Origin of the sequence: Microbacterium murale, from assembly GCF_014635185.1 — a bacterium.
In the GTDB taxonomy this organism is placed as follows: domain Bacteria; phylum Actinomycetota; class Actinomycetes; order Actinomycetales; family Microbacteriaceae; genus Microbacterium; species Microbacterium murale.
This window is the reverse complement of sequence record NZ_BMCM01000002.1, coordinates 84,427-109,319: the sequence shown is the minus strand read 5'-3', so window position 1 is coordinate 109,319 and position 24,893 is coordinate 84,427. Positions and strand designations below refer to the sequence as shown.

23 protein-coding genes are annotated in these 24,893 nt (G+C 68.4%); 13 read left to right on the top strand and 10 right to left on the bottom strand.

Going from position 1 to position 24,893, the window contains the following annotated elements:
- Positions 1 to 150: 150 nt before the first annotated feature.
- The 3 genes from IEV67_RS07000 (at position 151) to IEV67_RS06990 (ending at position 5,029) form a co-directional block, all read left to right on the top strand.
- Complete coding sequence (locus IEV67_RS07000; protein ID WP_306440982.1) at positions 151 to 468, top strand: WhiB family transcriptional regulator; 318 nt, start codon at positions 151 to 153, stop codon at positions 466 to 468.
- Between the two features lie 74 nt (positions 469 to 542).
- Positions 543 to 3,644: a glycosyltransferase gene (locus tag IEV67_RS06995; protein WP_229702857.1), complete on the top strand. Its 3,102-nt coding sequence runs from the start codon at positions 543 to 545 to the stop codon at positions 3,642 to 3,644.
- Positions 3,641 to 5,029 carry a DUF5719 family protein gene (locus IEV67_RS06990; RefSeq protein ID WP_188435879.1) on the top strand — a complete coding sequence of 463 codons (1,389 nt, stop codon included), beginning with the start codon at positions 3,641 to 3,643 and terminating at the stop codon, positions 5,027 to 5,029. The genes IEV67_RS06995 and IEV67_RS06990 overlap by 4 nt, the downstream gene beginning before the upstream one ends.
- Here IEV67_RS06990 and IEV67_RS06985 read toward each other — a convergent pair.
- Positions 5,020 to 5,451, bottom strand: coding sequence for a hypothetical protein (locus tag IEV67_RS06985; protein ID WP_229702854.1), 432 nt, complete (start codon positions 5,449 to 5,451; stop codon positions 5,020 to 5,022). The genes IEV67_RS06990 and IEV67_RS06985 overlap by 10 nt on opposite strands.
- Between IEV67_RS06985 and IEV67_RS06980 the strand changes: the two genes are divergently transcribed.
- From IEV67_RS06980 to IEV67_RS06965, 4 genes are read left to right on the top strand one after another with little or no spacing between them, the layout of a single operon-like run.
- Positions 5,450 to 5,725, top strand: coding sequence for a DUF3499 family protein (locus tag IEV67_RS06980; protein ID WP_373284451.1), 276 nt, complete (start codon positions 5,450 to 5,452; stop codon positions 5,723 to 5,725). The genes IEV67_RS06985 and IEV67_RS06980 overlap by 2 nt on opposite strands.
- 59 nt (positions 5,726 to 5,784) lie before the next feature.
- Positions 5,785 to 6,711: a biotin/lipoyl-containing protein gene (locus IEV67_RS06975; RefSeq protein ID WP_188435878.1), complete on the top strand. Its 927-nt coding sequence runs from the start codon at positions 5,785 to 5,787 to the stop codon at positions 6,709 to 6,711.
- Positions 6,708 to 7,439, top strand: a complete 732-nt coding sequence (locus IEV67_RS06970; protein WP_188435877.1) for an ABC transporter ATP-binding protein — start codon at positions 6,708 to 6,710, stop codon at positions 7,437 to 7,439. Before IEV67_RS06975 ends, IEV67_RS06970 begins: the two co-directional genes overlap by 4 nt.
- Complete coding sequence (locus tag IEV67_RS06965; RefSeq protein ID WP_188435876.1) at positions 7,436 to 8,650, top strand: ABC transporter permease; 1,215 nt, start codon at positions 7,436 to 7,438, stop codon at positions 8,648 to 8,650. Before IEV67_RS06970 ends, IEV67_RS06965 begins: the two co-directional genes overlap by 4 nt.
- Positions 8,651 to 8,692: 42 nt before the next feature.
- Here the strand turns inward: IEV67_RS06965 and IEV67_RS06960 are convergent, their stop codons facing one another.
- Positions 8,693 to 9,502, bottom strand: a complete 810-nt coding sequence (locus IEV67_RS06960; protein ID WP_188435875.1) for an RDD family protein — start codon at positions 9,500 to 9,502, stop codon at positions 8,693 to 8,695.
- A 16-nt stretch (positions 9,503 to 9,518) separates the two neighbouring features.
- On the opposite strand from IEV67_RS06960, the gene IEV67_RS06955 reads away from it, so the two are divergent.
- A complete protein-coding gene (locus tag IEV67_RS06955) occupies positions 9,519 to 10,511 on the top strand; it encodes a stage II sporulation protein M (protein ID WP_188436313.1) in 993 nt (330 codons plus the stop codon).
- Between the two features lie 67 nt (positions 10,512 to 10,578).
- On the opposite strand, the gene aqpZ is transcribed toward IEV67_RS06955, so the two are convergent.
- The 8 genes from aqpZ to IEV67_RS06915 form a co-directional block, all read right to left on the bottom strand.
- Entirely contained in the window at positions 10,579 to 11,343 is a 765-nt protein-coding gene (gene aqpZ, locus IEV67_RS06950; protein WP_188435874.1) for an aquaporin Z, read from the bottom strand.
- A 184-nt stretch (positions 11,344 to 11,527) separates the two neighbouring features.
- Entirely contained in the window at positions 11,528 to 13,027 is a 1,500-nt protein-coding gene (locus IEV67_RS06945) for a catalase (RefSeq protein ID WP_188435873.1), read from the bottom strand.
- Entirely contained in the window at positions 13,028 to 13,459 is a 432-nt protein-coding gene (locus tag IEV67_RS06940; protein WP_188435872.1) for a Fur family transcriptional regulator, read from the bottom strand.
- Between the two features lie 59 nt (positions 13,460 to 13,518).
- Positions 13,519 to 14,826 carry a DUF58 domain-containing protein gene (locus IEV67_RS06935; RefSeq protein ID WP_188435871.1) on the bottom strand — a complete coding sequence of 436 codons (1,308 nt, stop codon included), beginning with the start codon at positions 14,824 to 14,826 and terminating at the stop codon, positions 13,519 to 13,521.
- Between the two features lies 1 nt (position 14,827).
- Positions 14,828 to 15,751 (bottom strand): AAA family ATPase, encoded by a 924-nt coding sequence (locus tag IEV67_RS06930; protein WP_188436312.1) that lies wholly within the window; start codon positions 15,749 to 15,751, stop codon positions 14,828 to 14,830.
- Between the two features lie 59 nt (positions 15,752 to 15,810).
- A complete protein-coding gene (locus IEV67_RS06925) occupies positions 15,811 to 17,013 on the bottom strand; it encodes a DUF4350 domain-containing protein (protein WP_229702959.1) in 1,203 nt (400 codons plus the stop codon).
- 2 nt (positions 17,014 to 17,015) lie between these two features.
- A complete protein-coding gene (locus IEV67_RS06920; protein ID WP_188435869.1) occupies positions 17,016 to 17,681 on the bottom strand; it encodes a DUF4129 domain-containing protein in 666 nt (221 codons plus the stop codon).
- Positions 17,678 to 19,075 (bottom strand): hypothetical protein, encoded by a 1,398-nt coding sequence (locus IEV67_RS06915; RefSeq protein WP_188435868.1) that lies wholly within the window; start codon positions 19,073 to 19,075, stop codon positions 17,678 to 17,680. The genes IEV67_RS06920 and IEV67_RS06915 overlap by 4 nt, the downstream gene beginning before the upstream one ends.
- A gap of 173 nt (positions 19,076 to 19,248) precedes the next feature.
- Here IEV67_RS06915 and mtrA point away from each other — a divergent pair, with 173 nt between their 5' ends.
- The 5 genes from mtrA to hpf all read left to right on the top strand — a co-directional run bounded on the left by mtrA (position 19,249) and on the right by hpf (position 24,883).
- A complete protein-coding gene (gene mtrA, locus IEV67_RS06910) occupies positions 19,249 to 19,929 on the top strand; it encodes an MtrAB system response regulator MtrA (RefSeq protein ID WP_033104725.1) in 681 nt (226 codons plus the stop codon).
- Positions 19,930 to 19,938: 9 nt separating this feature from the next.
- A complete protein-coding gene (gene mtrB / locus IEV67_RS06905; protein ID WP_188435867.1) occupies positions 19,939 to 21,639 on the top strand; it encodes an MtrAB system histidine kinase MtrB in 1,701 nt (566 codons plus the stop codon).
- Positions 21,636 to 23,348: an LpqB family beta-propeller domain-containing protein gene (locus IEV67_RS06900; RefSeq protein WP_188435866.1), complete on the top strand. Its 1,713-nt coding sequence runs from the start codon at positions 21,636 to 21,638 to the stop codon at positions 23,346 to 23,348. The genes mtrB and IEV67_RS06900 overlap by 4 nt, the downstream gene beginning before the upstream one ends.
- Before the next feature lie 90 nt (positions 23,349 to 23,438).
- Positions 23,439 to 24,128 (top strand): ComF family protein, encoded by a 690-nt coding sequence (locus tag IEV67_RS06895; RefSeq protein ID WP_188435865.1) that lies wholly within the window; start codon positions 23,439 to 23,441, stop codon positions 24,126 to 24,128.
- Positions 24,129 to 24,226: 98 nt separating this feature from the next.
- Entirely contained in the window at positions 24,227 to 24,883 is a 657-nt protein-coding gene (gene hpf / locus IEV67_RS06890; protein WP_188435864.1) for a ribosome hibernation-promoting factor, HPF/YfiA family, read from the top strand.
- Positions 24,884 to 24,893 lie beyond the last annotated feature (10 nt).

The following is a 24,893-nucleotide window of genomic DNA, read 5'->3' as shown; positions in this document are numbered from 1 at the left end:
CCGACTGACACGACACGCCGTAGACACGCCGTGAACCTTCAATCGTCGATTGAGGCTTTACTATCTGCGACTTGACCGCAGCGAATGACACGGGTGTAATTAGTTCAGCAAGGCCCGGTGGGGGGCATTCTGAAGGGCAAGGAGAGCGACATGACGGGTTACCGTTCCGACGTTCCCGAGAACTGGTTTGTTGATCCGGTCAATCTCGGGGTTCCCGGGGTCAGGCGCGCAGAGCCCGACGAGGAGAGCACCCTGTCATGGCAGACAGATGCACTGTGCTCCCAGACCGACCCTGAGGCGTTCTTCCCCGAGAAGGGCGGCTCGACACGTGACGCGAAGCGGATCTGCTCGTCGTGCGACGTGCGGGGCGAATGCCTCGAGTATGCGCTGAACAACGACGAGCGCTTCGGCATCTGGGGCGGGCTCAGCGAGCGCGAGCGCCGCAAGCTCAAGCGCAGCGCCGGCTGATCGCGCACCGCTTGGCAGGCACGCCGGGCGCGGTGACCGTGGCCGTCGAAGTCAGAGCATAGGCTGACCAGGCCATGCCTACCCCAGTTCATGCCATCATCGTCGCGCGCCCCGGTTCATCCGCGCGTGCACAGCTGCTGCGAACACTCGACGCGCTGACTCTCCAGACCCGACGCGCCGATGCAGTCACACTGGTCGTGTGCGGTGACGGCTCGGATGTGCGCGCCAGCGACGCCGTGGCGGTCGTTGTGGAAGGCATCATCCAAGCACGCGGCGGAACCTCGTACGCCGAGGCCGTCGAACTCGCTCGCCCGCGCGTGGCCGAAGGCGCTGCCGTGTGGCTGCTCGCCCACGACACCGCACCGCATCCGCAGGCGCTCGCGCAACTCGCTGGTGCACTGGAGCGCTCGCCGTCCGCGGCGTTCGCGGCGCCCAAGCTCGTGAACGTCGACAACGAACGCGAGCTCGTATCGCTCGGTGTCACCATGACCACGCTCGGCCGCACCGTCGAGCTCGCCGCTGGCGAACTCGATCAGGGTCAGCACGACCGGGGCGACGATGCGCTCGGCGCAGACATCCGCGGCATCCTGATCCGCAGCGAGGTGCGTGATCGGCTGCGACCCGACCCCGCCCTCGCTGGTGCGGACGAAGGACTCGACCTCGGCGTGCGTGCACGACTCTCCGGAGCTCGTGTCGTGCTGGCACCGAGCGCGCGCGTGTCCGTGCACCCGGACGGGCCCGCCGGCCTCCCGCGCAACGCCGCACAACGCGCGTACGTCACGCGGCTCGCACAGCTGCACCGCCGCCTCTCCTACGCGCCGGCGGCAACCGTGCCGCTGCACTGGCTGTCGCTGCTGCCGCTGGCGCTGTGGCGCACCATTGTGCACCTGATCGGCAAACGTCCGGCATCCGTTCTCCCCGAGTGGGGCGCAGCCATCATGGCGATGGTCCGTGTCGGCGCCGTCGCGCATTCGCGGCGGAGCATCCGCACCTCCCGCACCGCCAACTGGTCGAGCATCGCCCCGCTGCGCATGACGCGCGCGCAGCTTCATCGACGCCTCGACGACGGTCACGGCAGCGAGGGCGGCGCACTCAGTGAGCTGAATTTCTTCTCGGGCGGTGGTGCCTGGGCGGTGCTCGGCGCGCTCGTCGTCGGCGTCGCGTCATTCTTCACGCTGCTGGCGTGGCCGGCGATCGGCGGGGGCGCCCTGCTGCCCCTGCGCAACACCGTCGCCGCGCTCTGGGAGGACGCGGCATGGGGACAACGCGGCATCGGAGTCGGCGTCGTCGGCCCTGCAGATCCGTTCTCCGGGGTCCTCGCCGTGCTCGGTACTCTGTGGGCCGGTGCTCCATCGTTCTCGATCGTGCTGCTCTGGCTGCTCGCCCTTCCTCTTGCTGTGCTCGGAGGCTGGTTCGCGGCGACACGGATCACCGACCGCGGCGGACTGCGCATCTTCGGTGGCGTCGCATGGGCTCTCGCGCCGACTTTCCTCACCGCGCTGGTCGAGGGGCGACCGGCTGCCGTCCTGCTGCATCTGCTGCTGCCGTGGCTCTTCCACGCCGCAGTCGTCGCGCATCGTTCATGGGGTGCCGCCGGCGCGGCATCCATCATTCTCGCCGCCGTACTCGCATGCGCGCCGGCACTCGCTCCGGCCCTCGGCCTGCTCTGGGCCACTGCCCTCGTGATCGTGCTGACCCGCGGCTGGTTCCATGGTGCAGTCCGTCTGCTCTGGATGCTCGCCCCCACCGCAGTGCTGTTCGCGCCGTTGGTGATCTGGCAGGTGCGTGGAGGCAACCTGTGGGCAATCTTCGCCGATCCAGGGCTGGCGTGGGCCGGTCCGCAGGTCGCAGCCGACAGTGCAGGACGGTTGCTGCTGGCGACCGGATTCCCGACGTCTGACCTCGCTGGCTGGACCGAAGTGATCGACCCGGCCGTCGCCGTCTGGGCTCCGCTGCTCATCGTGCCGATCGCGCTGCTCGCTCTGGCCGCGGCGATCGCGCCTCGGTGGGGCGCGGGCATCACCCTTCTCGGTGTCGCGATGACGGGCCTCGCGACGGCATTCGTCGCCGTCGGCGTGGTCGTCAGCTTCGCGCATGGCGTGCCGGTCGAGATCTGGCCCGGCACCGGCTTGAGCCTCGCCTGGGTCGGGGTCGTCGGCGCGGCCCTGGTCACACTCGACACCGCGGTGACGCTGCCGAATCTTCGCGTGGCCGCCGTCACCGTCGCCGGCCTCGCGCTCGCGCTCTGCGCAGTGCCGGCGCTCACCGCTCTGCACACCGATCGCACCGTGCTCACCGATGGGCCGGAGAGCACTCTTCCTGCATTCGTCGCGGCCGAGGCGAAGGGCGACCGCGAGATCGCGACCCTCATGCTCATTCCGCAGAACGATGGCGGACTGGCGGCCGAGGTCGTGTGGGGTGCGAGCGAGACGCTGGGCGCGCAGACGACGATGCTCAGCACCGCCACCACGCCGCAGGGAACCGACATCAGCGCGCTGTCGGTGGATCTGCTCTCCACGCGCACCTTCGACGCGGCGGCCGAACTCGCCGCTCACGGCATCCATTTCGTCCTTCTCGATCAGGTCGACACCGAAGAGTCGGATGCCGCGCGCGCCTTCCGAGTGGCAGCGATCACCGCGCTGGACCAGCGCGCCGGCTTCGTGAAGGTCGGGGCGACGGACAAGGGCGTGCTCTGGCGCCTCGAGGCCACGCCCTCAGAGCGGGTGGGCCTCAGCAATGTGCAGGAAGGCACGGCCACCGCGGTCACCACACTGCAGTTGATCGTCCTGTTCGCGGCGCTCCTGCTCGCCATCCCCACCCGATCCTCCAGGCGGGCCGCGCGCGCCCAGTCGCGCATCGTCGGGCGCTCGCCCGAAGAGCCGATCGTGCTCCCCAGACGCCTCGACGATCAGCTGCACGATGAGCATCCGGACGAGAGCCGGCGGCGCGACGAGGATGACGAGGTCGGCGATCCGCAGCGGAACGACGAGACGGCGGATGCCGGCGACGAAGCCGTCCGAGACGACGAAGCCGTCCGAGACGACGAAGCCGTCCGAGACGACGAAGCCGTCCGAGACGACGACGGGACCGCGGCCGACGAGGACGCGCTCGAGGAACCCGAACCGGGGCAGAGCAGCGATCCTGAAGACAGCACCGACCGGGAGAAGGAGCGATGACTCAGAACCGTGCGATCCGTGTCGTCGCGACCGGCGCCAGGCTCCTCGTCGGAGCGATAGTCGCTGGTGGCTGCGTGGTGGGAGTGACGGCTGCCGTCGCTCTGCCGTGGCCAGGCGTGATGAACGAGCCCGCTCAGGTCTCGGTGACGCCGACCGCGGGCGACTCGACGCTCGTGTGCACCGGCGACTTCCGGGCGATCGGCCGCAATACGCAGAATGCCGGTCAGATGTCGTCCGCAGGTGACTTCGCCCTGACACGCGACAGCGTCGGCGCAAGTGAGAGCTCCGAGCTCTCCGCCTCGGATCTGCTCACCGCCGATTTCAGCGGTCCAGCGTCCGGCCCGAGCAAGATCGTCGGCAGCCCCGATCAGGGTTCCGCCGCATTGATCGCCGCCGCGGAGTCGATCTCGCTGGCAGCCGAAGACCTCTCCGGTCTGGCAGGCAGCGCATGCCGCGAGCCGAGCACCGAGTCATGGCTCGTCGGCGGCACCGTCGAGACCGGAACGAGCGACCTCATCATCCTGTCCAATCCCGGCGACGTCACCGCCACGGCGACGATCACGGTGTTCGGAGGTGAGCAGTCGTCGACCACGACGCTCGTGCCGGCCGGCACTCAACTCGCTGTGCCCCTGGCATCTGTCGCGGCGGGACTTCAGCAGCCCGTCGTGCGCGTCACCGCCGCCGGTGCACCGCTGCGCGCGGTACTGCAGTCCTCGCTCATCCGCACGCTCGACCCGTCTGGAATCGACCTGCAGGACACTGCCGGTGCTCCGCGCACGGACCTCACGTTCGCGGGTGTTCAGGTGCTCGTCAAGAACCCTGATTACCCTGTCGCCCTGCTCCGGCTGATGGCGACCGACCAAGGCGGACAGGCGGACATCACTGTCCGATCGGACGATGAGGTGGTGCGGCAGCTCTCGGTCCCGCTGGATGCGGGGATCCCGGCGGAGGTGAACCTTGATGGGCTGGACACCGGCGTGTACACCGTCGAGGTCACAGCCGATGCGCCGTTGGTCGGAGCCGTCCGCCAGGTCACCGGCATCGGCGCGGGTGCCGACTTCGCATGGATGACGCCGGCGCCTGAGCTTTCGAGCGAGGTGCTCATCGCCGTGCCGAACGGCCCGCGTCCGCGCATCCATCTGATCAATTCCGGTGACGCAGCGGCCTCGGCCACTCTCACACCCACCGCGGGCGGTGCGGCACAGGAGATCGCGATTCCTGCAGGCGGCACCGCTGCCGTCGATGTCTCCGAGGGCAGCACGTACTCGCTGACGATGGATGCTCCGGTGCACGCCGCGATCAACATGGCGGGCACGAACGCGATCGCGGGCTGGCCGATCTGGTCGGGCGCGGCTGCCGCCGACGCCGTGACCGTCTATCCCTGATCGGGGCCGAACTCCCACGGATCCTTGCCGACGTACTCTGCAGCAGCACGGAAGACCGCGCTCTCGATCGCGATGCGGCGGTGCATCGCGTCGTCATGTCCAGGGGGAAGCAGCCGCTCTATCGGGATGCGGAACAGTACGATCCGGCGGCCCTCACGATCGATGTGCCAGCGCGGGATCCCTGTCGTGTCGGGGCTAGGCGGCAGCGCGCCGATCTCGAAGCGCACTTCCTGCAGCTCCGGCCACGTGCCCCGCAGGAACTCCACTGCGGTGCCGATCGTGACATCGAACCGCTCCACGCGCCCCTCCAGCGGAGGCAGCGGCGGACGCACGACCTCACTGCGTCCGAGACGTCCATGACGGCCGTGCCGTGCCCCACGACGGGGCGCTGCACTGGTGCGATCGGACCGACGACGGGGCATGACGAAAGTCTATGGCGTCCCGCGCGGCATCCGGTCGGAGACCGCGGAGCGTTCTACGCTGGCACAGATGGACGGACGACTCTGCTCGAAGGTCACCTGCGCCCGTGAGGCCGTGGCGACGCTCACCTACGACTACGGCGACCAGATGGCCGCACTCGGTCCGCTGGGGGGCACGAACCATCCCAACGCGCATGATCTGTGTGCGCAGCATGCAGAGCGGGTGTCCGTGCCGACCGGCTGGATCGTCGTGCGTCACGAGGCGATGCGCGCCTGAGTTCTCTCTGGCTATGCTGATCGCGGACGCGTCACGGTGGCGCAGCCGGAAAGGCCTTCGTGATCGTCTGGCGTCGTTGGGTCTTCCCACTGCTTCTCGTGATCATCTTCGGACTCTGCGCGGCCGCGCTCGTCAAGCTGGCGTTCTTCCCCGACGCCGCCGACGCACAGGTCACCCCTGAAGCAGGCGTCACCGACCCCGTTCTCGCCGTAGAGCGGGGATCCGTGGTCAACGCGCTCAGCCTGAGCGGCAATATCGCTCGCGACGATTCCTTCGCTCTGAGGGGGGAGATCAACGGCACAGTGACGGACGTGCACGTCGCAGACGGCGCGGCAGTCGCGTCTGGTCAGCTGCTGTTCACAGTCAAGCAGGACTATCCCCAGAAGACCGTCGAGATCTTGGCGCCGGAGGCGGGGGATCTCTCGGAGATCGCGCTCGTCAAGGGGCAGACCGTCACGGTCGGCGCGGAGGTGGCGACCCTCACCCCGGCCCGTTACCACCTGCTCGCGACGGTCGAGCCCGTGCAGCTCTACCGGCTCGTGGGCGCACCGACGGATGCGACCGTGACGATCACGGGAGGCCCGGCTCCGTTCGGGTGCACCGGTGTGCGGGTGCAGGTCAGCACGGAGGGCACGGCAAGCGTGCGCTGTTCGATTCCCACCGATCAGGTCGTCTTCGCCGGACTTCCGGCACAGATGGACCTCGCTCTCGGCCAGGTCGACGATGCCCTCGTCATCCCCGTCACGGCTGTGCAGGGCGGCTCGGGCACCGGCAGCGTGTGGGTGGATGCCGGAGACGGCAGCGAAGCGGAGGAACGCGCCGTCACTCTTGGAGTGAATGACGGCGCAATGGTGGAAGTGGTCGAAGGGCTGGAAGAGGGCGAGACGATCCGCCAGTTCGTGCCCGGGTTCCTGGCTCCGGTCGAGGAGTTCTGCTACGAGGTCTCGCCCGGCGTCGAGCAGTGCGAGAGCGGAACCAGCTGGTGACCCTGGTCGCCCTGGACGAGGTCACCAAGAGCGTGCTCCTCGCGGACGACTCGCGACTCGAGATCCTCCGCGGCGTCACCCTGGAGGTCAGTGCAGGAGATCACGTCTCGATCGTCGGGCGGTCGGGGTCGGGAAAGTCCACGTTGCTGAACATCCTCGGGATGCTGGACGCGCCGACGACGGGCACCGTCGCGTTCGAGGGCCGACCGGTGCACAAGATGCGCAGCGGAAGGCTCGACAGGGTGCGCGGTGACAATGTGGGGTTCGTCTTCCAGCAGTTCAACCTCTTGGCCGGACGCACGGCGCTCGACAATGTGATGATGCCGCTCGGGCACGCCAAAGGGCGGCTGTTCTGGAAGCGGCGTGCGATCGCGACAGACATGCTTGAGCGCGTCGGGCTCGGCCACCGCATCGATCAGATCGCCGACCGGCTCTCCGGAGGCGAGCAGCAGCGGGTCGCGATCGCCAGGGCTCTGGTGCGACAGCCGGTGCTCATCCTCGCCGACGAGCCCACCGGCGCGCTCGACATCGACACCGGGGCATCCATCATGGCGCTGCTGGACGAAGTGGCGACGGAGACCGACGCTGCGCTGGTGACGATCACACACGATCTTCATGTGGCGGCGCGCGCTCGCAGGCACTACCGGCTGGATGCGGGCCATCTGGCGCCCACCGACCTCAGCCGTGCGTTCGAGGCGTCCACGCTCGCCCTGGGAACCGACGCATGAGCGGGTTCCTCGGCGCGCTGGCCGACGCATGGGCCGAGATCAGAGTGCACAAGCTGCGCGTGCTGCTGAGTCTGATCGGCATCGCGGTCTCGGTCGCCGCGCTCACCGCTGTGATCGCCTTCTCGGAGTATCAGCAGCAGTATCAGACCGAGCAGTCCGACCGCTGGGGCGGCAGGGCGGCGACGATCGTCGTGAGCGTCAGCACCGAGAACGGCGACCCCGTCGATTTCGACGCGTTCGGCGACCGGTTCGAGCGGGTCTCTGAGCGGTTCGGCTTCAGCCATACCGCCAGGGTCGCGCAGGGTGTGATGTTCGGTGCGCAGCTGCCGGACGGAATCGTCGAAGTGAACGGGCGCCTGCTTGATCCGGCCTACTCGCAGATCCATCGGGAGCAGCTCCTGGAAGGACGCTGGTTCAGAGCAGATGACACCGCGGCCCTGGCGCCTCCCGTGATCGTCACGGAAGCGCTGTGGGAGCGGACCGGTCGTGTGCCGATGGATCAGCATCCGACAATCACGATCACCGGCGACGCCGGTGGCACCTTTCAGGTGATCGGCGTCGTACCTCGTCAGGGGTTCGGCGACGAGGAGCTGCGGATCGACGTGCTCTATGACTCGTATCGCGACCGCGTCGACAGCCTGCCCGAAGGCGCATGGCCCCAGTACGAGATCTGGGTCGGCGCCGATGAGTCCGCCGAGATCGGTCCCGTGCTGGCAATGGATCTGCGGGCAGGGCTGCCGGACGGGCAGGTCGTCTCCGTCAGTCGCACCGATTGGGGTGCGACACCGGGCATGGCGGAATCCATGCGGACGTTCGAGCTCATCACCGGCGGCATCGCCATTCTCATCCTGGCACTCGGCGCCTTGAGCCTGATCAACATCCAACTCGTCGCCATGCGTCAGCGCGTGCGCGAGATCGGCGTGCGACGCGCCTTCGGGGCCACTGCCGGGCGCGTGTTCGTCTCGGTGCTGCTGGAGAGCCTGGTCGCGACCACCGTCGCGGGGATCATCGGCATCGCGGTCGTCGTCGCGATCCTTCGCTCGGACTGGGTCATCCCGGCCATGTTCCAGGGCATGCAGGATGTGCCGCCCTTCCCGATGCGCGCTGCGATCACGGGGCTCGTGGCATCCGTCGTCGTCGGCGCCGTGGCGGGCTTCATCCCCGCGCTCGTGGCGCTGCGCGTGAAGGTGATCGACGCGATCCGGTTCTGACCGGCCGCGGCGGCGTGCACGCGCTGTGCCCGAGGAAGGCTCTCAGACGCCGACGTGGCGCCCGGTGAGCTTCTCGGCCCTGGCGTCGGCGATCGCCAGTGCGCGACGCTCGCGTTCACGACGCAGCACCGTGATGGCGATCAGAAGCTGCTCCGGGTGGGCGACCGGCTGCGGCGACACGTAGCGGGCCGTCTCGGTCACGAGCTCCTGGGCGATCCGTGCGCGGGCGGGTGGTGACATCCGCTCAGCGTGCTGCAGGAACTGCGAGATGCGCCGCGCCAGGCGATCCGGCATCCGCGCGACATCGGCGATCTGGGCCCACCCTGCGAGTGGCTGCGGCATCACCGGGGCGAGGGGGACGAGCCTCGGGGTGCGCACGCGCTGGCTGTACGTGCCCGCGACCAGATCGCCGAGCCGCTGCGATCGTGCGGTGAACGCACCGGCGAGGATCGCGATCGCGCCGAACGTCATGTAGATCTCCAGCACGCCGACCAGGGCGCGGATGAATGCGTGCCGGAACCCGGCGGCACCACCGTCCAGGCGCACGATGCGACCGCCGACCGCAAGGCGTCCGAGACTGCGCCCCCGCGTCGCGAGCTCGACCACGATCGGCACCACCACGAAGCACACGACGATCGCCGTCACGTTCATGATGCCGTCGATCGATGCATCGACGATGCCGCTGCCCAGCAGCCACATGCGCAACCAGAGGAACAGCAGGAACAGGACCCAGCTGATGATCACGTCGATCAGGGCGCCGAGGGCGCGCATGAAGAAGCTGAGCGGCTGCACGTCGATAGCGACGGCTTCGCCTGAGAGCACCTCGTCGGCGGTATCGATCGGCATGGACATGAGTACAGTAAATCAGGTGGATGCCGATGCTCTCAGCGATGCCCGCCGTACCGAGTGGGAGCGGCTGGACGAACTCAGCCGCCAGCGACTCGACGGCGACGGAGTGGACGAGCTCATCGTGCGGTATCGCGCAGCATCCGCAGACCTCGCCGAGCTGAAGACCTCAGTGGGGGAGTCTCCGCAGGGCGCGTACGTGTCCTCGATCCTCGCGAAGGCGCGACTGCGGTTGACGGGTGCGTCCGACAGCATCCTCACGCAGACGGCCCGGTTCTTCACCGACCAGCTGCCGGCCGCGCTGTACCGGCTGCGATGGACCACGCTCGTGATCGCGCTGTGCTTCATCGCGATCACCGTCGGCGTCGCGGCGTGGATATCCGGCGATCCGGCGCTCGTCGCCACACTCGGACCCGCTGACTTCCTCGAGCAGTACGCCGAGGAGAGCTTCACCGGGTACTACACCGACAACCCCGCCGCGGTGTTCGCCGGGATGGTGTGGACGAACAATGCGTGGATCGCCGTGCAGTGCGTGCTGTTCGGCGTCACCGGGATCTGGCCGATCTACGCGATCGCGCAGAATGCGTTCGGGTTAGGCGTGTCGGCGGCCGTCATGGCGGTGCACGACCGGCTCGATGTGATGGTGCTCTACATCCTTCCGCACGGGATGCTGGAGATGACGAGCATCTTCGTCGCGGCAGCCGGCGGACTGCACCTGTTCTGGGCCTGGGTGGCACCGGGGCGGCGCAGCCGCGCGACCGCACTCGCCCAGGAGGGAAGAGCTCTCGCGACAGTGGCGATCGGCCTGGTGTTCGCGCTGTTCCTGTCGGGACTCGTGGAGGGTTTCGTGACGGGGTGGTCGTTGCCGTGGCCGGTCAAGATCGGCATCGGCGCTGCCGCCCTCGCCGCGTTCCTCGTCTACATGCTGCTCGTCGGCGGTCGGGCCCATCGCCGCGGCGAACGCGGCGATCTGCTCGAGTACGAGGCCGGTACGCCGCAGCTCGTCGCCGGCTGACAGAACGATCCCGCCCCCGGCGAACCGGAGGCGGGATCTTCTTCGTGCATCGTCGTGGATACGGCGGTCAGACCTTCTTCGTGCCGTCGAGCAGCGTCTTGTACGCGAAGCCCGCGATCAGTGCGCCGACGATCGGGAACACCAGGAAGACCCACAGCTGAGAAAGCGGGCCGACTCCGCCGTAGACCGCCGCGGCGATCGAGCGTGCCGGGTTCACCGAGGTGTTGTCGACGGGGATGCTGATGAGGTGGATCAGCGTCAGTGTGAGGCCGATCGCCAGTCCTGCGAACGGGGTCGGGCGCAGCTTGTGCGTCGTTCCGAGGATCACGAAGAGGAAGATCGCGGTAAGGATCACCTCGATGATGATCGCGCCCCACATCCCGAATCCGCCCGGGGAGTGCTCACCCCAGCCGTTGCTGGCGAAGCCGGCATCCTGCGCGGTGGTCAGCCAGCCGTCCGGACCGAACAGACCGATCAGCACGAGCGCGGTGCTCGCGATGAGTCCGCCGACGATCTGGGCGATGATGTAGCCGGGGACGTCCCGCCACGGAAGTCGGCCGGCGGCGGCGAGGCCGAGGCTGACTGCCGGGTTGAAGTGCCCGCCGGAGATCGGACCGAAGGCGTACACGCCGACGACGACCGTGAGACCGAACGCGAATGCGACGGCCACGTAGACGGCGGATCCCGATCCGGGGTCGGTGAAGTGGTTTGAGGCGAACAGTGCGGTGCCGACGCCGCCGAACACCAGCAGGAAGGTGCCGAGCGCTTCGGCAGTGAGTCGAGCGCCGACCGACGGTGTCGGAGGCGCGGCTTCGGCGAGTGATTCACTCATGGGATTCCCTCTCATCGGTTCGAGTCGAAGTTGACCGAATTCACGGCACATCTTCCACGCCGGGCGAGTATCGATGAGGGAGGCGCGCCGAAGGGCACTCAGCGTTCTCACAGCGGACGCACGGCCGCACCGACGACGAAGGGCCGGATGCCGAAGCATCCGACCCTCCCTGAACGGTGTGTCCTTACTCGCCGACGCCCACCGGGTCCGCCGAAGCGTCCGCGGTGCTCAGCGCGAGGGCGCGCACCTTGTCGGCCGTGTCCTGGTCGACCTGGCCCCAGTACCAGAAGAAGCGCTCCTGGATGGCGGGAACAGTGAGGGCCTGGTACTGCCCGGCGAGTGTCTCGATGAAACGCTGACGCTCCTCATCGTTGAACACCTCGGTGATCAGGGTGCGTGCCTGGCCGAAGTCATCGTCCTCCGAGTGCAGGGTCGCGGCGGTGCGGATGAGGGCGCCGTCGGTCTCCCAGCTGGCCTCGACCCCGCGTGCAGGGTCGGCCTCCGGACCACCGGCAGCACCGTACGAGTTCGGCGTGTAGACGCGGTGCTCTGCGGTGTTGAAGTGGTACTGCATGTTGCCCTCGTGCATGTAATTGCTCACGACGGCGGCATGCGGCTGGTTCACCGGCAGCTGGTTGTAGTTCGTGCCGATGCGGTAGCGCTGTGCATCCGCGTAGGCGAAGGCGCGGGCCATCAGCATCTTGTCCGGCGAGATGCCGGTGCCGGGGACCTGGTTGCCGGGCGAGAACGCGGCCTGCTCGATCTCGGCGAAGAAGTTCTTCGGGTTGCGGTTCAGCGTGAACGTGCCGACCTTGATGCGCGGGTAGTCCTTCTTCGACCAGATCTTGGTCAGATCGAACGGGTTGAAGCGGTAGTCCTTCGCCTCTTCGTATGGCATGACCTGCACGTAGACGTCCCACGACGGGTTCTCGCCGCGCTCGATGGCGTCGTACAGGTCGCGACGGTAGTAGTCGGAGTCCTGACCGGCGATGCGCTCGGCCTCGTCGGCGAACATCGGCTCGACACCCTGCTGGGTGAGGAAGTGGTACTGCACCCAGAAGCGCTCGCCCTCGGCGTTGACCCACTGGTACGTGTGCGAACCGTAGCCGTTCATGTGGCGCCACGAGCGCGGTAGGCCGCGATCTCCCATGACGTAGCTGACCTGGTGCGCGGACTCGGGGGAGAGGGTCCAGAAGTCCCACTGCATGTCGGCGTCGCGCAGGGCCGAACCGGTCAGGCGCTTCTGCGAGTGGATGAAGTCGGGGAACTTGATGCCGTCGCGCAGGAAGAACGTCGGGGTGTTGTTGCCGACGATGTCGAGGTTGCCCTCGGTGGTGTAGAAGCGCAGGGCGAAGCCGCGCACATCGCGCCAGGTGTCGGGCGAGCCCTGCTCACCGGCGACGGAGGAGAAGCGCAGCAGCGTCTCGCTCGTCGCCCCGGGCTGGAACACGGCAGCGCGGGTGTACTGCGAGACGTCCTCGGTGACGACGAACTCGCCGAACGCGCCGCCGCCCTTGGCGTGCGGGTTGCGCTCCGGCACGCGCTCGCGGTTGAACGAGGCGAGCTTCTCGACGAGGTAGCGGTCGTGCAGCGCGGTGATGCCGTCGGCACCGGAGGTCAGCGAGTGGGCGTCGCTGGCGACCGGTGTGCCGGTCTGGGTGGTGGTGAAAGTCTTGTCAGTCATTCACTTCTTCCTTTCGCAATCGGAGCAGATGGCTCGGTAGGTCACAGTGGCTTCGAGGATTCGCATCCCGTGGTCGTGGGAGGGGTGCAGGCAGGGCGCTTCGCCCACGGCGCAGGCGACGTCTTCCACCCGGCCGCACTCCACGCACTGCAGGTGGTGGTGGTTGTCGAAGTCGTCCTGCACCTCGTAGAGGGCGCTCGCCGCATCAGGAAGGCTCACGCGGCGGACGATGCCTGCACCGGTGAGGTCGTTCAGGATGCCGTGGACGGTGGGCAGCGCGACGCCGCTGAGATCGCCCCGAAGCCGGGAGTACACGGTCTCGGCCGATGCGTGCGGGCGTGCGGTCAGCGCTTCGAGAACCGCGACGCGCTGGACGGTGACGCGCAGCCCTGCGGCCCGCAGGCGCTCGGGTGCCGCTGACGTCATCTCCATGGGTCCAGTCTGGCACTGTTCTGAATGATTCGCAAAAAGGAATCAGTCAGATGAGCGGACTACAGACGGCCGGCGGCCTTGAGCTCGAGATAGCGGTCGGCGATCTTCGGGGGCAGCGACTCCGGGTCTGCCGTGATCGCCTCTCCGCCCGCGCGCCGGATCGCGTCCGCGACGTTCTCGGCGTCACGAAGAGTGCGCTCGGCGGCCGCGGCGAGGTAGATGTCCTCGCGCGAGGAGCGCTGCTGCGCCAGCTCGCCGACGGCATCGTCCGTCACTGATCCGACCAGCACCGTGGTCGCTCGCGACGGAGTGGGGAACGCGCCGAGGAATCCACGAGCGGACTCCGCGGCGTCCTGTGCCGTCAGGACGACGACGAGCGATGGCCGCGTCGTGAGTGGGCGGATCGCGGCGAACGCGCCGGACCAGTCGGTGTCGACCAGTCGCGCATGCACGGGCGCCATGGCATCCGTCATGGCGGGAAGGAGCCCTGCTCCATCGATACCGGTGACCCGGGCGCGCACGACGCGGTCGTACAGCAGCAGGTGCACGTGATCGCCTGCCCTGGTCGCGAGCGCCGCGAGCAGGAGTGATGCCTCCAGCGCAGCATCCAGTCGAGTGCCGTCGCCGACGCGCGCCGCGGCGGTTCGACCCGTGTCGATCAGGATCACCACGTGGCGGTCGCGTTCGGGGCGCCACGTGCGCAGCATGGTCGTTCCTGCTCTCGCCGTCGCGCGCCAGTCGATCGAACGCACGTCGTCACCGCGCACGTACTCGCGCAGCGAGTCGAACTCGGTGCCCTGGCCCCGCACCTGGATGCTGGTGTTGCCGTCGAGCTCCCTCAGACGCGCGAGACGCGAGGGCAGGTGCTTGCGGGAGGAGAACGCGGGGAGCACCCTGGTCGCGCCTCGTACTTCGTGGCGGGCCTGACGGCCACCGAGTCCCAGCGGTCCGCGGGAGCGGATGAACACGAACTCGCTCACGAGCTCGCCGCGGCGGCGGGGGAGCAGCGGCACTTCCACCCTGCGTCGTTCGCCCGCGGGGATCCTCACATGCAGTCGCGCGGGATCCGCACCGGCTGTCGGCTGCCACGCGTCGCGCAGCAGCGCGTTCATGGTTCGCGCTCCGTGGTTGTGGATCGCGACGCTCGCCGTCACGGGTTCACCCATCCGGGCACGCGCCGGCACGCGTCTGGTCACCGTCACTGCCCGTGCGGATGCCGCCGAGGAGATGTCGACGACGAGCAGGATGCCGCACAGCAGCAGCCACCCGCAGAGCACCGCCCACACTGGCACCCCCGCCGCGGTGAACGCGACGAGGGGGATGATGCCGAGCCCGATGGCTGCGGCGAGACGGATGGAGACGAACACCTTAGATCGGCACCCGCGTCTGCTGGATCACGCTGGCGAGCACGGCATCCGCCGATACGCCCTCCATCTCGGCATCCGGCCGCAGCTGCAGGCGGTGGCGCCAGACCGGCACGAGCATGGTCTGCACGTGGTCGGGGGTGACGGCGCTGGAGCCGTTCAGCCACGCCCACGCCTTCGCGGCGGCGAGCAGACCGGTGGAGGCACGCGGGCTCGCGCCGAGCAGCACCGAGGGAGACTGGCGAGTGGCGCGGGCGAGGTCGACGACGTAGCCGAGCACCTCGTCGGTCACCTCGACCCTGGATGCCGCGTCCTGTGCCGCGCGGATCTCATCCGCCGTCACGACCGCTTCCACACCGGTGAGCTCGCGGGGCGAGAAACCACTCGCGTGCAGTCGCAACACCGTGACCTCGGCGTCGCGCTCCGGCATGCCCACCACGAGCTTCATGAGGAATCGGTCGAGCTGCGCCTCCGGCAGGGAGTAGGTGCCCTCGTGCTCGATGGGGTTCTGCGTCGCGGCCACGAGGAACGGATCGGGCAGGTCGCGGCTGACTCCATCCGCGGAGACCTGACGCTCCTCCATCGCCTCGAGCAGGGCGGCCTGCGTCTTCGGCGGCGTGCGGTTGATCTCGTCGGCCAGCAGGATGTTGGTGAACACCGGGCCCTGACGGAACTCGAACTCCCCGGTGCGCGCGTCGTACACGAGCGAGCCGGTGACGTCGCCCGGCATCAGGTCGGGGGTGAACTGCACGCGCTTGGTGTCCAGGCCGAGCGCCCGCGCGAACGAGCGCACGACCAGCGTCTTCGCGACGCCTGGCACGCCCTCCAGGAGCACATGTCCGCGGGAGAGCAGGCAGACCAGCAGCCCCGTGATCGTGCCGGCCTGGCCGATGACGGCCTTGTCGACCTCAGCGCGCACCCGGTGCATCGCTGCGCGCAGCTGAGCCTCGTCGGGTGCTGCTGTGGTGGCAGGGGAGGAGGGGTCTGTCACGGTGTGTTCCTTTCCACGTGCACGGCGGTCTCGACCGCCGTTTCGAGTTCGGCGAGCCGCCGTGCGGTGTCGATCAGTTCGGAGTCGCTCGAGGGCAGATCACCGGCGAGTAACTGGTGCAGCGAGCCGCGTGGAATGCGCAGCCGGTCGCTTGCGGCATCCGCGATCTCGGACGGCGTCGACCGTGCCGTCAGGCCGAGGCGTGCGGCGAGGCGCCGCAGTGAGCCATCGCGCAGCGCTCGCGCGGCGTGTGCGGCATCAGCGGCCTTCGCGGTGAGGCGCGCGCGACCGTGCATGGTCTCGGATGCCCGGACGGTCACCGGCAGTGTCTCCGCGACGAGGGGACCGAAGCGCTGGCCGCGTGCGATTCCGGCCACGATGCCGGCGAACAGAAGCAGGAGGATCGCCGGTGTCACCCATTCCGGTGTGAGCGCGGCGAGAGTGTCGACGCTCTGGGCTTCGATGTCGCTGTCGTCGAACGAGGGGACGTACCAGACGACGTGGTCGCTCTGGCCGAGCAGGGCGAGTCCGAGGGCAGCGTTCCCGTTCTCGGCGAGGTGCTCGTTGCCGAACAGCGCACTGCCTTCGATGAGTGCGACACGGCGGTCGCCGCTGTCATCGACGAGCAGCGCCGCTGCGCCGTCGGTGTCCGTGTAGCACCCGGTGACGCCGTCGGCGGGGGTGAAGAAGCGGTCGGGATGCACGGCGCCGACATTGGCGAGTTCGGGCAGACCGCACTGCGCGTTCACGTCGGCGTCGGAGGTGGCCGGAGCGTTCTCGCCGAGCTCCAGGATCCGAAGCAGACGGCTCGCGCTGGAGAGGATGACCGTGCGATCGGCCGGCGCGATGAGGTCTTCGACCGCCTGATCGGACAGCGCGAACGGGTCGGCCATCACGAGCGTGCTGTCGGCATCGAGCGCGGCCGCGGCCTCGGAGCGGGTGCGCGTGATCGTGATGTCGACGCCCTGATCGCGCAGCAGTTCGGCGAGCGCGAGGGCACCGGACTCGTCTGCGCTCTCCGGGTCGAGCGCTCCTCGTGAGCCAGGCGCGTTGATGGTGATGCTCCCGATGAAGAGCGCGAACACGATGACGAGAGCGGCGATGGCCGCCCATCCGAGCGCGGAGCGCAGGCGCCCCTTCTCACGCACGGCCGTGCTGGGCGCGCGCTCCGCCGCCTCGGCAACCGGCTCTGCCGTCATCGTCACGCGGGCACCGCCTGGGGTGAGGTGGGGCCGATGAGTGAGGGATGCAGCGATGCCAGCCGATCATCGGTCTCGGCGAGGGCCAGATAGCTCTGTTCGGATGCCGGTCTGCGCAGGTAGCGCACATCGTCGAAGGCACTCGCCGCCGCAGTCAGCTCGACGCGCTGCGCGCCGAAGGCGACCGCGGCTTCACGGGCGATCGCCTGCGCGGTCGCACCCGGGGCGGGATCGATGATGTCGCGTTCGAGCAGCGCACGGGCGAGGGCGCGGAAGCGCAGCACGGTCGCGGTGTCCCAATCGCCCTCACGGGCGCTGCGCGCAGCATCCGCCCGAAGCTGCGCCGCCGTGCGACGATCGCGTTCACCGAGCAGATCGGTCCCGGGGCGCCTCACCCGACGTGATCCGCGTGGCCGACCCCAGAGGATCAGCACGGTGATGAGCGCGGCCACGATGACCACCGTGACGATGATCAACGCCACATTCCCCACCTGCTGGCCGGTGTCGGGCGAGAACAGGCCGCTGATGAATTCCGCGACGTCTTCGGCCAGATAGTCGAACCACGTCGGCTTGGCGTCGGCGTAGCGCTGGTTCTGCAACTCCTGCTCGGCCCAGCGTCGTGCCTCATCGCCGTCCGGCGCGTACGGATCGATGTCGAATCGGATCACGCGCCACCTGACCCGGGCGGAGCCCACGGGCTCTCGCCCTCGCTCTCGCCCTCGCTCTCGCTCTGCGGCGGGAGCGGCTGAGCGGGTGCCGGGGGCGGCGGCTGCGTGGCGAACGGCGGCTGGGCGGGGTATTGCGGCTGCGCCGGGTAGGGCGGCTGCGCCGGGTAGGGCGGCTGCGTCGGGTACGGCTGGTACTGCTGAGGTGCCTGGTACGGCTGAGGCGCTGCCGGATAGGACTGCTGCGGATACTGACCCCAGCCGACCGGCGCTGCCTGGTACGAGGGGACGGGCTTCGGCGGTGGGGTGCTGCTCACGGCGCGGGTGGGGTCGACCGCGAACGGGTCGCCGAGTTCGTCCTCGCTCGCGCCCAGGTCGCGTCGCTCCAGATAACTGATGAGGCTGTGATCGAGGCCTTCGTATCGCATCCGGCAGTCCAGGTAGATGAAGACGCCTGCGGCGCACTGCACGACCACGGTGACGGCCTGCAGCACGTAAATCAGCAGCTGCGGTGCGAGCGCGGTGATGATGTAGAGCGCGATCCCCGAGGTGTCGTTGGGGCCCGTCGGCGCGATCACGGTGCCGAACAGTGACCCCAGCAGCGACAGCGGCATGCTCACGACGCTCACGGCGGCGCCCATGATCAGGTTGACGAGGAGGATGACACCGAACGCGGTCCAGAACCGACCGCGGGTCAGCCGCCACGAACGCACGATCGCGGCACGGATGCCGGCGCTCTCCAGCACGAGGATCGAAGGCACGAGCAGCAGCTTCGTGCTCAGCCACACCCACAGCGGGATCATCGCGAGCACGAGCAGGATGCCGATCACGACAGTGAGCCCGACCCCCTCTGCGGAGCCGCCCACTCCGGCCGCGACGCCGAGGGCGATGATGCCGCCGATCACCGCGAGGAGCACGAGTGCGGCCAGCGACTGCAGGACGCTCCAGCCCACCAGACGCCAGAACGCCGGTCGCATCAGGCGCCACAGCCTGCCGAGCGACGGCTTCTCGCCCAGTGCGGCGTGGCCGACGTTCGCCGCGACGACACCCTGCATGACGGCCGTGAACGCGAGGCTCACGAATCCCATCGCCAGCACGACCAGTGCATTGATGGCGATCGCGCCCCACATCACGGGGAAGAAATCGGGCGAACTGGGGGAGAGGGACTCCATCCGGAGGAACGTCGCGAACACGACGGCGCCGACGACCAGCGCCGTGACGACGGCGACGACGAGCTGGATGACGATCGCGAAGCCGAACAGCACCTTCGGGTTGTGGCGCAGCGTGGCGAAGGGCTTTCCGAGCAGGGCGCCGAAAGTGAGCGGATGCAGTGGGATGAGCCCAGGTTTGAGGGCAGGCGTCCAACTGGTTACGGATGTCCAACCCTGTGCGCTCACGGCGCTCCCTCCGACGGTGCGAAACCATCGTGTCATACCCCGGCCTCCCGCAGAGGAACGCCAGGGGCGCTACCGTGATCGAAACGTTGTCATGAAGTAGTCTGAGAAGTGCTGCGCTCCACCCTGACCCGCGGGCGCCGCGCACATGCGTAGAAAGATGAGGCTGGGATCAGATGACCTCACGGATCCTCGTGGTCGACGATGACACCGCGCTCGCCGAGATGATCGGCATCGTGTTGCGCACCGAAGGCTTCGAGCCGGTGTTCTGCGCCGACGGCGCGAAGGCCGTGGAAGAGTGGCGCACTCAGCGCCCCGACCTCGTGCTGCTCGACCTCATGCTGCCCGGAATGGACGGGATCGAGATCTGCACGCAGATCCGCGCCGAATCCGGCATCCCGATCATCATGCTGACCGCACGCAGCGACACGGCAGACGTCGTGCGCGGGCTCGAAGTCGGCGCGGACGACTACATGGTCAAGCCCTTCAACCCGAAGGAGCTCGTCGCGCGCATCCGCACCAGGCTGCGTCCGGTGACCGCGGCGACCAGCGAGGTGCTGCGAATCGGCGACCTGGTCGTCGACGTCGACGCGCACGAGGTGCGCCGCGGCACGATGCCGATTCCGCTGACGCCGCTCGAGTTCCAACTGCTGGTCGCCCTGGCGTCGAAGCCGCAACAGGTCTTCTCCCGCGAGATGCTGCTCGAACAGGTCTGGGGCTACCACTACAAGGCCGACACCCGTCTGGTCAATGTGCACGTGCAGCGGCTGAGGGCGAAGGTCGAACTCGACCCCGATCTGCCGAAGATCGTCATGACGGTCCGTGGCGTGGGCTATCGGGCCGGCAGCGTCAGCTAGGAGACCGGGGTGACCGCGACGAGCGCGACTCCGACGACGGTCGCGCTGTTGCGCGACTGGCGGGGTTGGCCGGAGACGATCGCGACGCTGTGGCGCCGCTCGCTGCGATTCCGCATCATCTCCATCACGCTGCTGCTCACTTCCTTCGCGATCTTCGTGACGAGCGTGACCATGGCTCTCGTCATCCAGAACAATCTGTTCGAGTCGCGTCGTGATGAGGTGCTCAGCGACGCCCTGAGTGCGGTGGGCGCCGCGCAGAAGACGCTCGATTCCGCCGAGGTGGCCGATGACGCATCCGCACTGCGGGCGCTGTGGGCCGATGTGCGCGACGAGATCCCCCGGGCGTCCTCCTCCTCACTGATCGCGGCCTTCCCGATCGACGAGCCTCCGGTCGGCACCGGCGTGCGGGGTTTCACCACCGGGCTGAGCGCCGACCTGCTGAGCCCAGGGCTGCGCGAACGCGTGGTTTCGTTCCCGGATCGCCAAGCATGGCAGTCGCTGTCGCTCCCCATGGAGGACGGGTCGACCGCCCCGGGGATCGTCGTCGGACAGCAGCTGATCGTGCCGGAGGTCGGTGTGTTCGAGGTGTACATCGCGTACGACCTCGCTGACTCGCAGCAGACCCTGCAGTTCGTGCAGAGCACATTGTGGGTGGCCGGCCTCATCCTCATCGCGATCATCATCGGCATCTCATGGGTCGTGCTGCGCACGGTGTCGAAGCCCATCATCGAGGCCGCCGAGACCAGCGCGAGACTCGCTTCGGGAGATCTGGAGGTGCGCCTGCCCGTGCACGGCGAGGACGAACTCGCGACTCTGGCGCGATCGTTCAATGCCATGGCCGACAGCATCGAGTCCCAGATCAAGGAACTCGGCGAGCTGTCTCTCGTGCAGCAGCGGTTCGTCTCGGATGTCTCGCACGAACTGCGCACACCACTCACCACGATCAGGCTCGCTGCCGACATGCTCAACGATCAGCGCGACCAGTTCGACCCCACGACCAACCGCACGGCCGAGCTGCTGCACACCCAGGTGCAGCGCTTCGAGACGCTGCTCGCCGACCTGCTGGAGATCAGCCGGTACGACGCTGGATCCGTCCAGCTGGAGCTGGAGGCGACCAGCCTCACGACTCTCGCGGAGGACATCATCGAGCAGATGCTGCCGCTCGCGCAGGGACGCGGTTCAGAACTGCGTCTGGTCGCCCCGGGCGGCTACACCCCGGTCGACATGGACCCGCGACGTGTGCGCCGGGTGCTGCGCAACCTCATCGGCAATGCGATCGAGCACGGCGAGGGGCGTCCGGTCGTCGTCACCGTCGACAGCAATCAGCACGCCGTCGCGGTGGGCGTGCGCGACTTCGGGCTCGGGATGGATCCGGACGACGCCCAGCGCGTGTTCGACCGGTTCTGGCGGGCCGACCCGTCCCGTCAGCGCACGATCGGCGGCACTGGCCTCGGCCTCTCGATCGCGCTCGGCGATGCGAGGCTGCACGGCGGGACGCTCGCCGTCTGGTCGGAACTCGCCGTCGGCACCAACTTCGTGCTGACGCTGCCGCGTCAGCCGGGAGATCTGAGCGGCGCCTCCCCGGTGTCGCTCGAGCCCGAGGAAGTACTCTCGGACGTCAGCCACGCCACGCAGCCGATCCAGCTCACCGAACTGCGCGAGCTCTATTTCCCCGATTCCATGTTGAACGCGGAGGAGGACACTCCATGACACGCAGACGCCGAGGACTCCCGATCGCTCTGCTGACCGTGTTCACGGTGCTGCTCTCCGCGTGCGCCGGGCTGCCGACGACGGGGGAGGTGAAGTCCGGTCTCGCCCTGAGCGACGTCGATCTGCCGCCGGACATCAGCCAGATCGCCGCCGGTCCGCTGGAGGGCGCCAGTCCTGACGAGATCGTGGAGGGTTTCCTGGATGCCGCGCTCACGCCCGCCGACGGATGGAAGACCGCCCGTGAGTTCCTGAGCCCGGATCTCGCCGAGACATGGCGTCCGGGCGCGGGGGTCACGATCGACTCCGGGGCGGCCGCGCGGGAGTTCACCGCCGACGTCTCCGGTGTCGGCGACGAAGCGCAGGAGGGCGATGTGCGCGTGCTGCTGGATCAGACGGCAAGCGTCAATGAATTCGGCGCCTATACCGAGCTGTCGGGGGACACCTCGGTCGTGTCGTTCGAAGTAGCGAAGAACGACGATGGGGAGTGGCGGATCACGGTCGCCTCCGACGGCATCATCCTCGACGCCGAGGCATTCCCGCAGGTGTACCGCAGCTATGCCCTGCACTTCTACGATCAGGGCTGGACCCATCTGGTGCCCGACGTGAGGTGGTACCCGCGTCGGGGGCAGATCACGACGACACTGACCCAGGCGCTGCTCTCAGGTGCGCCCAGTCCATGGCTGGTTCCCGCGGTGCGCAGCGCGTTCCCGAGCGATGTGTCGCTCGCTCGCGACTCGGTTCCGGTCGACACCGACAAGGTCGCCACGGTCGAGCTCACTCAGCCCGCGCTGTCGCTGGACGCCACCGCGCTGTCTCGGATGCGCACACAGCTGGAGGAGACGCTGCGCCCGGCCGGCGTCACCGAGGTTCGAATGACGGTCAACGGTCGAGATCTGAACGCCGGCCGCGCGACGATCGAGTCGCCGCGTGCGGAGACCGGAACGGTCGTGCTCACCGACTCGGAGTTCGGCCTCTACCTCGGCGACGAGATCGCGTCGTACCCGGGGATCTCCGCGGAACTGGTCGAACTCGCCGCATCAGTCGTGTCGGTCGAGGTCGCCGCCGATGACGCCAGGGCGGCTGTGCTCCTGAACGACGGCGGTGTCTACACGCTGGCGGACGGAAACGTCGATCGGCTGGACAACAGGCCGGGGCTCATCGAGCCGACGATGGATCCGTACGGCTACACGTGGACCGTGCCGTCGTCGAACCCCCACGCGCTCACCGCATGGCAGCCGGATGTGGTGCCGCTCGAGATCGCGAACGCGTTCCCCGACGCCTCCTCGATCTCTCATCTGCGGATAGGGCCGGACGGGGTGCGCGTCGCCGCCGTCGCGACCATCGGCGGGCAGCGCTGGTTGGTCGTCGCCGCCATCATCAGAGATCAGGATCGTGCGCCGACCGAGCTCGGACCGGTGCACACGGTGGCGCAGTTGGACGGCGACGCGCTCGGCGTGAGCTGGGTCGGCGACGACAGCCTCAGCGTGCTGATGGATTCGGACGGGAACCGTGTGGTGCTGACGCAGGCTGTCGGCGGCACCGGCCTGTTCGCTGCTGCACCGGACACGTCGATCTCGATCTCGGGCGGCAGCACACCATCGGCCGTGCGCATACTCGACGCCGAGGGTGTGCTGTTCGCACAGCGTGGGACGACATGGCAGATGGGGCTGGCAGACGTCCTGGTGCTCGGCACGCACACCGGGCAATAGCTCCTGCACAGATCCGCGTCCGCCGACGTTCTTCACCGATCGCGCCCACGCCCCGCGCGTGCAGCGACCGGACCTGCCAGTGTCGATCGCATGCCGCTCGCAAGGCCGTGGTCCTCTCTCATCGATGAGCTCGCCGCCTTCGCGCTGTCCGGATGCTGCGCTGGCTGCGATCTGCTCGGCACGCTGCTCTGCGACGAATGCGGACGAGCGCTCGTCGCGGCACCAATGCGCCGGGAGACGCCCGGCGGGTTGCCGGTCACCGCAGCTCTCGTCTACGACGCGGTGACTGCACGCTGCATCCGACGCCTGAAGGAAGAGGGCGAGACGCTGCTCGCGCGACCGCTGGGCGCGGCGCTGGGCGCGGCGCTGGGCGCGGCGCTGCGGTCGGCCATCGCGGATGAAGCCTACGACGCGGAACGACCGTCGCTGGTGCCGGTACCGACCTCGGCCGCAGCCTTCCGCCGCCGCGGGTACCGCGTACCGGAACTGCTGATCCGCCGCGCCGGCTTTCAGTCGAGCCGACTGCTCGCCAGCGCGCGCTCGACAGCGGATCAGCGTGGACTCGGTGCGGCCGAGCGTGGGCGAAATGTAGCCGGCAGCATGCGCGCGCGACACGCCCGGGATGCGTACGACGTGATCGTGGTCGACGATGTCGTGACGACGGGCGCCACGCTCGATGAGGCCGCGCGCGCCCTGACAACGGCGGGATTCCGGGTGCGTGGGGCTGTGACGCTCGCTGCGACACCGCGACATAGCGGATTCAAGGCGAACGCATCGTGAATGGCTGGTGACATCCACACCAACGCGGACTACGGTAGGGGTTCACAAGGCGACCACGGTCCGCCCTTGGCCGGGAGGACCGGGACAAGGAGGCAGCAATGGAAACAAGCATCGTTGGCGTCGGGGTGGGTATCACCGATCGCTTCCGGACCGTTGTCGAGGAGAAGATCGCCCGCGTTCAGCCGTTCGCAGCGAAGGCGCAACGGCTGGATGTCAAAGTCACGCACCGCGCGTATCGAGGCGGGCGTGTTCCCGATGAGACTGTTGAACTCACGCTGGTCGGCAAGGGGCCGGTCGTCCGGGCGGAGGCGGAGGACGGCGACAAGTTCGTCGCACTCGACCTCGCGATCGACAAGCTCTCCGAGCAGTTGCGGCGCGCGAAGGAGAAGCGCGTCGACGGACGTCAACATCCTCGCGGCGCACACTTCGAGAAGGGCAGCGGCGCTCTCGAAGGGATCGATGTCGAACCCGCGTCGGCCGACGTGCTGCACGCCGTCGCCACGGGCGCCATTCCTGTTCAGAATGACGAGGAGGAGGCGTACTCACCCGTCGTCATCCGCACGAAGAACTTCGACGCGGAATGGATGACGGTCGAAGAGGCCGTCGACCGGATGGAACTCGTCGGACACGACTTCTTCCTGTTCGTCGATGTCCGTACCGATCACCCGAGTGTGGTCTACCGGCGCAAGGGTTGGGACTACGGAGTGATCTCGTTGACCGCCCAGGCTCCGCCCAGCGAGGCGCTCGCTTCCTGAGAACTGAAGG